At 54.1% G+C, this 9,660-nt stretch carries 6 protein-coding genes; 1 reads left to right on the forward strand and 5 read right to left on the reverse strand.

The genetic code is table 11. The features are described from left to right. Nucleotides 1-46 precede the first annotated feature (46 nt). From OB13_RS01025 to OB13_RS01035, 3 genes are all read right to left on the reverse strand, one after another. Nucleotides 47-865, reverse strand: a complete 819-nt coding sequence (locus OB13_RS01025) for a hypothetical protein (RefSeq protein ID WP_461488281.1) — start codon at nucleotides 863-865, stop codon at nucleotides 47-49. 396 nt (nucleotides 866-1,261) lie between these two features. Then, on the reverse strand, nucleotides 1,262-2,296 hold the full coding sequence (locus OB13_RS01030) for a synaptic vesicle VAT-1 family membrane protein (RefSeq protein WP_461488282.1): 1,035 nt from the start codon (nucleotides 2,294-2,296) through the stop codon (nucleotides 1,262-1,264). A 195-nt stretch (nucleotides 2,297-2,491) separates the two neighbouring features. Further along, nucleotides 2,492-4,624, reverse strand: a complete 2,133-nt coding sequence (locus OB13_RS01035; RefSeq protein ID WP_461488283.1) for an elongation factor G — start codon at nucleotides 4,622-4,624, stop codon at nucleotides 2,492-2,494. A gap of 282 nt (nucleotides 4,625-4,906) precedes the next feature. Here OB13_RS01035 and OB13_RS01040 point away from each other — a divergent pair, with 282 nt between their 5' ends. Next, nucleotides 4,907-6,301, forward strand: coding sequence for an MATE family efflux transporter (locus tag OB13_RS01040; protein ID WP_461488284.1), 1,395 nt, complete (start codon nucleotides 4,907-4,909; stop codon nucleotides 6,299-6,301). Between the two features lie 93 nt (nucleotides 6,302-6,394). On the opposite strand, the gene OB13_RS01045 is transcribed toward OB13_RS01040, so the two are convergent. Together OB13_RS01045 and OB13_RS01050 are read right to left on the reverse strand one after the other, a co-directional pair. Continuing rightward, nucleotides 6,395-8,887, reverse strand: a complete 2,493-nt coding sequence (locus tag OB13_RS01045; protein ID WP_461488285.1) for an outer membrane beta-barrel protein — start codon at nucleotides 8,885-8,887, stop codon at nucleotides 6,395-6,397. Nucleotides 8,888-9,143: 256 nt separating this feature from the next. Continuing rightward, on the reverse strand, nucleotides 9,144-9,660 hold a 517-nt coding region (locus tag OB13_RS01050; RefSeq protein ID WP_461488286.1), incomplete at its 5' end, for a hypothetical protein.

A 9,660-nucleotide genomic window follows, 5' to 3' on the forward strand; every position in this document is an offset into this window, starting at 1 on the left:
TTTATTAAAATGAACCTGTTTAAACAGGATGCCTGTACTCCAAACTTTAAGTCAGCTGCATTTTATAACAACCATTTGCTGTTACGGTCACAGTTCCGCTCCATTTGGTACCGTCTTCTCCGGCCGCTGTAAATTGATAGGTGCCGGGAGCTTTCGTGACCGAAGCACTGCCACTGGCTCCGCACGAAGGTCCTGTGCTGTAATAACTGGTGATCTGCCCCACATAGGCTCCCTCCACATACACGTTGATATAAGAGCCGCCCAGTGTTTTGGATGCTGTCCAGAACAAAACCTGCCCGTTGGAGGTGGTACCTGTTCCGCCCCCGCTGCCACCGCCGCCACTGCTTCCTCCACTACAGGTATAGACGCTGCTTTTGGCATAATAGGTCGCGTTATGGGTGTTAACTCCCTGCGAAGGAACACCCACTAACAAAGAATTGCCATCGAACTTCAAAGGGAATTTGAGTACAGTCCCTTCTATGTTGAAGGTCATGGAAGGCTCCGAGGCATTGAAATTACCCAAGGTCTCTTTACCGTTTGCACATGCTTTGGCCACTGTTCCGGACAAATACAGGTAGGCCGTGCCATTCCCGTCATTTCTGCTCCAATAGATTCCGGTCTGGGTGGAGCTACCTGAACCTGAACCAGATCCTGTTCCGGATCCGCTTCCTGAACCTGTTCCGCTACCGGAGCCGGACCCGGAACCACTTCCTGTGCCCGGGTCTGCTACCGGGTCCGGATCCTCGGTAGTTTCACAGCCAACGTGCAGGGTCAGCAGCATCAGGAACATACACAACTTCAAGATACGGCTGCCATTTGCCACCATTGTGGTGATCTGACGCAAGCCGGCTACATAAAACTTCATCCTTCCAATATTTTTTACAAACAAACATAGATATATAGCGATATGAAATACCTACTTCTGAGTATTTTGAAGGCAATAGCTGAAAGGGTCATAGGTATAGCCAACCATCATGGACCAGGTAGCGACACATTAAATGCGTTGCAAATTGCGGCTGATCAGCAGTATAGACTCGTTCTGTATGGCGGCTATACCTGTGAAAGTAAAAGGGAGAGAGCGTGCGGCGCAGCCTATGCGTCTGCCGATGGTGTGAGATGACAGCCTAGGTACAGGACAACATCCAGGATGGGGCTGTTCTATACCTGTCGGGGCTCCTTACCTCCAGCTACCTTGGGCTCAACCAAGGGCTGCGAAGGTATAGAGCATTACTTTACTTGCCAGATAGGCTACGAACTGCTCCTACGCCAAAGAGTCCGTCTTCACGACCACCTTTCCCACGGTTTTGCCTTGCTGAAACAAGTGAATGGCGGCGTGCATTTCTTCAAAAGGAAATACGTGGCCAATGTGCTGGGGCTTGAGCTGGAGGGCCTGCAGGCCGCTGAGCATCTGGTGCATCATATCCGTCTGTTCGTAGAGGTAGATGAGGTTGAAGCCCATGAGGGATTTGTTTTCGGTCGGCAAACGCAAGGGGTCAATTTTCGGACGCTTCAGAAACTTCCAGAGGAGCCGAGGGTAATTGGGCCGTGCACCGTGACTGCTGAAGCTGGCATTGCCATACACCACCATCCGCCCCATCGGAGCCATTGCCCTCCAACCCTGCTCCAGGATCTTTCCGCCAATGCATTCCATGATAAGGTGGAGGGGCCGGTTGCCGAGCGCCGCTTTGAGTTTTCCATAGAAATCATCTTCCCGCACAATGACTGCATCATAAGCTTCTTTGGCAAGCAGGAAATCAACTTTATCAGCCCGGCCTACCGTGCCGATGGTATAGGCGCCATACTTTTTACAAATACGGTTGGCCAGTATGCCCACTCCGCCTGCCGCGCTGTGGATCAGCACGGCCATACCTGGCTGCAGATTGCCCAGTTCGGTGAGGGCATAGTAGGCCGTGAGCCCCTGCACCAGGAAGCCTGCGCCTTCCTCAAAGCTCCAGCTCTCCGGCAGCGGAATGACATAGCGGCGGTGGATGTTGATGTGCGATACATAGCCTCCAAATTTGGTAACCCCCATCACCCTGTCGCCCACTTGCCAGTCTTCCACCGCCTCTCCTACCGCTATGATCTCTCCGGAGAACTCCAGACCAGGTATAAAGGACCCGGCGGGCGTGGCACTGTAAAGGCCCTGCATGGCAAAAATATCGGCAAAGTTGAGCCCGATCGCCTCCACCCGGACGCACACTTCATCGGCCCTGGGCTGTCCCAATTCTTCTGTCTGCCGTGTCAGATCTTTGATAGAGCCTGCTTTTGGCATGCGGTATACCTGGCGTTCGATCATAAGCTATAGTAGGTTTAGCAGATGTCATTTTCAGCTGCCCATTGCAGAACGTGCTTTGGAGCGATAGGTTCCTGGACAAGCTTACTATACCTGACTCCAACAACAGGGCGGGCTCTGTATTGGCCTCAGGGCAATGCCGGGCAGCTATACCTTACTTTTGACATCCGGGCAGAAAAAACGAACCTGGCAAGCCTTTTACGCTTCCGCCATCTCCGATTTGCTGTACTCCTCGCTGATGCGCTTCTGCAAATCCGGCGAAACTGGGGCATAGTCGGCGAAATGGCTGCGCACCCTGGCTCTTCCCTGGCTGAGGTTCCGTAGCGAAGCCATCAGCCTTTCCAGCTCGTCCAGGGGTATACGCGCCCGGATGACCTGATTCACGCCCTCCGTCTCCATACTGAGGACCATGCCTCTGCGAATCTGGAGTTCCGTCATCACGTCCCCCAGCAAGCTGGCAGGCACCGCTATGTCCACTTCCTGGATGGGCTCCAGCAACTGTGGCCCGGCCTGCATAAACGCGTCCCGAAAGGCCATCATGCCGGCAATCTTAAAGGAAATGTCATTGCTGTCAACGGGGTGCATCTTGCCATCGAACACACTCACCCGTACATCGCGCACATAAGAGCCGGTCAGCGGGCCCTGCGCCATTTTCTCCATCACGCCTTTTTGGATGGAGGGCAGAAAGCGGGCATCGATCACACCTCCCACGATGCAGTTGTTGAACACCAGCCTGCCGCCCCACGGCAGGTCCACCGTCTCCGTATCGCGCACCTGATACTCCGTCACCGGAGGCATGCCCTCGTAGTAGGGCTCCACCTTCAGCGACACCTCCCCAAACTGCCCCGAGCCACCGGACTGCTTTTTATGGCGATAGCTGGACGTGGCGGCCCGCTGGATGGTTTCGCGGTACGGAATCCGCACAGGCTGGAAATCTACCTGCATCTTGTACACATGCTCCAGCCGCCACTTGGTTATCATGGAATGCAGCTCGCCCTGGGTGGACAGGATGAGCTGTCTTACTTCCTGGTTGTAGGCCACTTCTACCGTCGGGTCCTCTATGTGTATCTCAGCCAATACTTCCCCCAGTTTTTCGTTGTCCTGTTTGTTCTCAGCAGTGACAGCCACACGCGTTTTGGGTTCCGGAAAATCGATGGGCCGGATGCTGCCTTTGGCCCCCTTCCCATTCAAGGTATGGTTGGTATAGGTGTTCTTCAGCTTCAGCGTGCACCCGATATCGCCGGCCTTCAGCCGCTCCATCGGGTTGCGGTTCTTGCCATCGGCTATGAAAAGATGCGCAATTCGCTCCATCGTGTTGGTCTTCTCATTGAATAGCTCCATGCCGATGGCTACCTCGCCAGCCAGCACTTTGAAGAAGGACAGCCGGCCCAGCCGCGGCTCGATCAGGGTCTTGAAAACAAACAGGCGCGTGGGCGCCTTCGGGTCACAGGGCACCTCCTGCCCGTCCTCGGTCCTCTCGGGCGACATCTCGATGGCAGAGGGTGCTACGTTGTCAATAAAGCCCATCATGCGTCCGGAACCCATGTCTTTCTTGGCCGACAGGCAGAAGACTGGAAAGACCTGGTGGTTCATCATCCCTATTTTCAGCCCTTGCCGCATCTCGTCTTCGTCCAGTGTGCCCTTTTCAAAGTACTGCTCCATTAGGCCTTCGTCATTCTCGGCTGCTTTCTCGACCAACTCATTGTGCAAAGTATCCGCCCTTTCCCGCTCGCTATCGGGTATAGGCAATTTTTCCGGCTTGCCCCCACCCGCCGGAAACTTGTAGAGGACCATCTTCAGCAAGTCAATGATGCTGTCAAAACCCAGGCCGGTGTTCAGCGGATACTGCATGATGGTGACCGCCGGGCCAAAGAAGCGCTTGGCCTCGTCCATGGTCTGCTTGAAACTGGCCCTGCCGGAGTCCAGTTGGTTCACAGCCAGGATGGTGGGCTTGTTATACCGGTCCACATAGTTCCACAGCAGCTCGGTGCCCACTTCCACCCCGTTCTGCGCATTGAGCAGGAGCACGGCCGTATCGCATACCCGGATGGAGGTGATCACCTCCCCGATGAAATCATCCAAGCCAGGCGTATCGATGATATTGATTTTGTAGTCGCGCCACTCGGTATGCAGCGTGGTGCCATAGACCGAGCTTCCCCGCCCGTGCTCCACTTCATGGTAATCCGAGACAGTGTTATTCTCTTCCACCGTGCCGCGCCGGTTGATGATGCCTGCCTCAAACAACATGGTCTCGGCAAGGGTTGTTTTGCCGCTTTTCGCAGGGCCTATGAGCGCCACGTTTTTGATGTGTTTTTCGTCGTATGATTTCATGTAGGAGGAGTTGAGATTGTTGCTACTTGCTCAGATATATCAGTCCATCGGGTGGGGGATAAAAGACAGGAATAAGCTTGTTTCCAGCACTTTAATTATGCGAAAACCAGAACAAAAGGTTATCTTTTTTTCTAACTAGAATCCTACTTATAGCCATCATTCCATGCTAAAGGCCGGTTTCTGCTGGTGTACTGTCTGTCCAGGTATCAGACATGATGTCAGGCACAAAACTAAAAGCGGGGCTCAGCCCGTATTCTCTGCATCAACTCACCTGGTTGGCTAATGAGTAATTTGCAAGGATCCCTACGACTTATCTGGTCTGCCGTGAAGGGCAAGGAGCAGGATTATACCACCTTGGGTATCCGAAAAAGCATCGTTTTGCTGGCGGTGCCGATGATCCTGGAGATGGTCATGGAGTCGCTGTTTGCCGTGGTTGACATCTTCTTTGTCGGGAAACTTGGCGCCACTGCGGTGGCTGCCGTCGGCCTGACCGAGACCGTGCTGATGCTCATCTATTCGGTAGGTATGGGAATAAGCATTGCCGCTACGGCCATGGTCTCGCGCAGATTCGGCGAGAAGAACTACCACCAGGCGGGCAATATCACGTTTCAACTTCTTGTGACAGGCAGTATACTGGCCCTGCTCCTGGGGGTGGTGGCCACGTATTATGCAGCGGAAATCCTTGCCCTGATGGGCGCCGCGCCAGACGTGATCGCCTACGGACTTCGCTATACCCAGATCATCTATGCCGGCAACCTGGCCATCATCCTGCTTTTCCTGATCAACGGCGTTTTTCGGGGTGCCGGCCGGCCACACCTGGCCATGCGTGCCCTCTGGCTGGCAAATGGGGTCAACATCATCCTGGATCCGATCCTGATCTTCGGTATAGGCAGCCTGAATGGCTTAGGACTGGAAGGAGCCGCCTGGGCCACCACCATCGGGAGAAGTATCGGGGTAGTGTACCAGCTGTACCACCTCTTCAATGGCAAACATCTGCTGAAGATCGTGCGGGCAAACCTGGTGATCAGCTTTTCGGTGATCAGGCGTATCCTCCAGGTGGCCTCCGGCGGTATGGGCCAATACCTGATCGACTCCGCCAGCTGGATCTTTCTTACCCGGATCATCGCCGAGTTCGGGAGCAATGCACTGGCAGGGTATACGATCGCATTCCGCATCATCGTCTTTGCGCTGTTGCCGGCATGGGGCCTGTCTTCGGCAGCAGCCACCCTCGTCGGGCAGAACCTGGGGGCTCAGAAAGCCCGGCGGGCAGAACTGGCGGTATGGCTGACGGCCCGCTACAACGTCATCTTCATGGCAGTCGTCACGCTCATTTTTTTGCTGTTCGGAGAGCATCTGGCCGGCTTTTTTACTAGTGAACCGGAGGTGATCAGCGTTGCCTCCGAAGCCCTGAAGATCATCACGCTGGGCTACGTGTTCTTCGGCCTTGGGATGGTGATGGTGCAGGCATTTAACGGTGCCGGCGATACCCGGACACCTTCGCTCATTAACATTGTGGTGCTCTGGATGATCGAGATTCCGCTGGCCTACCTGCTGGCCATCACGCTTGACTTTGCTGGTACCGGCATCTTCCTGGCTATCGCCTGCTGCCATTCCTTTCATGCCCTCGTCAGCTGGTGGCTGTTCCGGCAGGGCAACTGGAAGAAGGTGAAGGTATAGCTTCCTCAAAAAGAGGTTAACTGCCGAATTCTATAAAAAGAAATTGGGACTCAGAAAGTCCCACCTTCTCACCTATTTACAAACAATGCTCTATCAACCACCGGTACGGTTCAGCTCCTCGAGGCTATTGCGCTTGCGCTCTTCCAGTTTCTCGCCTCTGCTGAACTTGTAGCGCAGCGTAAACCCGATGTTGCGCTGCCGGAAATACTGATCCCAATCGCTCACATTGCCTTCGCCCACATTGGCCGCGATGATCAGGTGCTGGGTATGGAAAATGTCGTTGGCGTTGACGGTCAGGTCCAGTGCGTCGTCCAGGAAGCTTTTCTTGAGCCCCAGGTTCAACCACCACCTTGGGTCCACTCTGTAGAGTCCGTAGGCGGCCGGGCCCTGATAAGTGCCATTCACCTCCAGCTTCAGCTTGAGGGGCAGCAGAATGTTGTGGTTGGACTGCAGCATATAGGACAGCTGGTCGTTCATCACCGACTGCGAGTTGACCACCACATTGTACTCGTTGTAAGACACAAGCAGCGTGTTGTTGGAGTCCCAGTTCTTCATGAACTTGACAGGCACAATCGCCGTCGCACTCAGGCTCCTGGATTTGTCTACGTTGCCGATGTAATAGATGGTAGTAGACGTTTCAGGTATGATGGCCGGCAGCTCTGCAATCACGTCTTCGTTGAGCTGATAGTTAAGTGCCAGGCTATACTGCTTTTTAAAGGTATGCGTCATACCGATGGCATGTGTGTACTGCGGCCGCAGGTAGGGGTTGCCCTGCCAGTAGGTATAGGGGTCGCGGTAAGCGAAAAACGGGTTCAGCATACCGTAGTTGGGGCGCTGTAGCCGGCGGCTGTAGTTATAGTTAATGTCATAGTCTTTGCTCACCGTCTGCTTCAAAAACAGGCTCGGGAACAGGTCCAGGTAGCTGCGCTTTGTCACCTGCCCTGTCGTTACTGACTCTCCCCGTGACTGTGTCTGCTCCGCGCGCAGGCCGGCCTGCAGGCTGAAGCGCTCGCTCAGCTTGCTGCTCCAGTTGGCATAGGCAGCATAGATGTTCTCGTCGTAGACAAAGTGGTTGGTACGGCTCAGATCCAGCACCGGCACCTCGCTGTTGTTGAAGAAGAAACGGGAGTCATTGTCTGATTCCACGCGGCTGGCCTTGGCCCCCAATTCAAACTTGCGGCCCCTGGAGAACATCCTGGTGAAGTCTACTTTGGCCGAGTATATATTGAATTCATTCGGGGTGCTGGTATAGAGGAAGTCCTGCCGGATGGGCTGGTCGACATTGAGCGAATCGTAGTAGTTGTAAAAGTTGGCCTCGCCTACGTTCGTGATTCGCACGAAGTCCAGGTCGGCCATTAGTTGGGTACCCAGGGTGTCGAACTTGCCCAGGTAATGCATGTTTGCGGTTCTGTTCGTGAAGGTGTTGGTATTGAAGTTGTCCGCATCGACAAACAGGTCAGGTTGGCTTGGGGAATTGCCGATGTAGGTTTCCGTCAGGAAGTCCGCTTTCAGGTCGTTGGTAGCGTAATAGCCCATGAAGCCGATGCTGTGCTTGTCGTTGAGGCTGTAGTCCGTGCCCAGGCGAACGGCCGGCGGCCCCTGCACCTCGAAATTGCCATCGGCTACCTGGTCAAAATAGGTCGTGCGCTGCTCGCCCTGGAACATCCGGTAAAAGGTGGCATCCCGGCCGCCGGCACGGCGGGCCATGTCTAGGTTCAGGAAAGAATTCCAGGGACCTTTTTTGTAGTTGATGGTTCCGCCCGTGCTGTAACCGTACTGCTTTCCGTTGTAGTTAGCGCCCGCATACACGTTGCCGCTCATGCCGCCAATCTGGTTCTTTTTCAGGTTGATATTGAGGATGCCGGAGGAGCCCTCGGCGTCGTATTTGGCAGAGGGATTGGTGATGATCTCGATGTTGCGGATGTTTTCAGCTGACATCCCTTCCAGCAAGGTGCGCAGGTCACGGGCGGAAAGGTAAGTCAAGCGGCCGTCCAGCATGATGGTAACACCCGGCCTGCCGTTGAGTTGGATGTTGCCCTCCTGGTCGATAAATACGCCCGGTGCCGTAGCCAGTACATCATAAGCCGTTCTGCCTGCTGCTAATGCGGTGCCTTCAATGCTGACTACCATCCGGTCCGCTTCCTGCGTGATGGTTGGCCGCAGTGCCTCCACGGTCACCTCCTTGAGCGTAGTGGCTGCTGCCGAAATACCCAGCTTTATACTGCCTATTACCGCCTGAGGCTTCGCTGCCGTGATGCTGATCTGCCGGAGGGTTTTGGTCTTGTAGCCGATAAAGCTGAAGGCCAGTTCGTACTCCCCGGGCTTGAGGCCTGAGAAGGAAAAACGGCCGCGTTCATCCGTCAGTGTCCCTTCCAGGGCCTGGGTAGACCCTTTCACCAGCAAAGCGACAGTCGCGTATTCCAGTGGTTTTCCGGTAATCGAATCGGTCAGCACGCCGCTGATGGCGCCCGCTTCTTTCGGGGTAGTCTGGGCCGGTGGCTGCGGCTTATCCTGCGCCCATCCTGCCCCTGCCAGGCTCAGAAAAAGGCAAAGTTGTCCCAACAAAAAGAGTCCTCTTTTTTTCATAGTAGTAAGATTATATTTTATGGTAGTATAGCAGGAGTCAGCTGCTGATGCACTTAAAAGACAAGGCCGGCGAGCAATGGTTGCATCCGCCTCTAAAATTATTTCAGTATCCGGTTACTTTTATTTCCTTTCTCCCTTCCATAAGATACTTGCCACACTACGCTTGAAAACAAGGGCTTTGTACGCATGTTGGGTATCCCTATGGAAGGGAGGCAGAAAAGGATAAAAATCAGGTTACTCGGGTGCAATGTATAGGCTAGTCTTTCAGTGACTCGATGGCCATACCGTGGATTTTTAAGGCGATGTATTTATCCAGGGTCTTGAAGTTGTGCCCTTTATCCCGGGCTTGTTTTATAAAATCACTGTTGATGCCGTGGATCTTGGCTTCCACGGTTTTATCCAGTGTCAGATTGGCAAAACCTGCTTTTTTGAGATCCTGGATATACGCTGCGTTGACACCGTGTATTTTGGCCGAAAGCATGTCCCGGAAGCTCAGATCCTCAAAGCCCATCGACCGGATCTCTTTGATGGAAGCTGCATTCAACCCGTGTATTTTGGCTTCCACGATCTGGTCGAGCGTCAGGTTGTTGATCCCGGCAGATTTCAGGTCCTGGATGTAGGCGGCATTTACGCCGTGTATCTTCACTTCCATCATTTTGTCCAGGCTCAGAGTCCCAAACCCAAGCCCTTGCAGCTCCTGGATGGAAGCTGGTGTGATGCCGTGTATTTTTGCTGCGATCACTTTATCAAGGGGCAGGTTAGTAAAGCCGGCT

This window comes from Pontibacter sp. HJ8 (assembly GCF_054824225.1).

Excerpts from the sequence above, each read along its gene's own strand:
- OB13_RS01025 (WP_461488281.1), bottom strand. The coding sequence starts at position 865 with ATGAAGTTTTATGTAGCCGGCTTGCGTCAGATCACCACAATGGTGGCA.
- OB13_RS01030 (WP_461488282.1), bottom strand. The coding sequence starts at position 2,296 with ATGATCGAACGCCAGGTATACCGCATGCCAAAAGCAGGCTCTATCAAA.
- OB13_RS01035 (WP_461488283.1), bottom strand. The coding sequence starts at position 4,624 with ATGAAATCATACGACGAAAAACACATCAAAAACGTGGCGCTCATAGGC.
- OB13_RS01040 (WP_461488284.1), top strand. The coding sequence starts at position 4,907 with ATGAGTAATTTGCAAGGATCCCTACGACTTATCTGGTCTGCCGTGAAG.
- OB13_RS01045 (WP_461488285.1), bottom strand. The coding sequence starts at position 8,887 with ATGAAAAAAAGAGGACTCTTTTTGTTGGGACAACTTTGCCTTTTTCTG.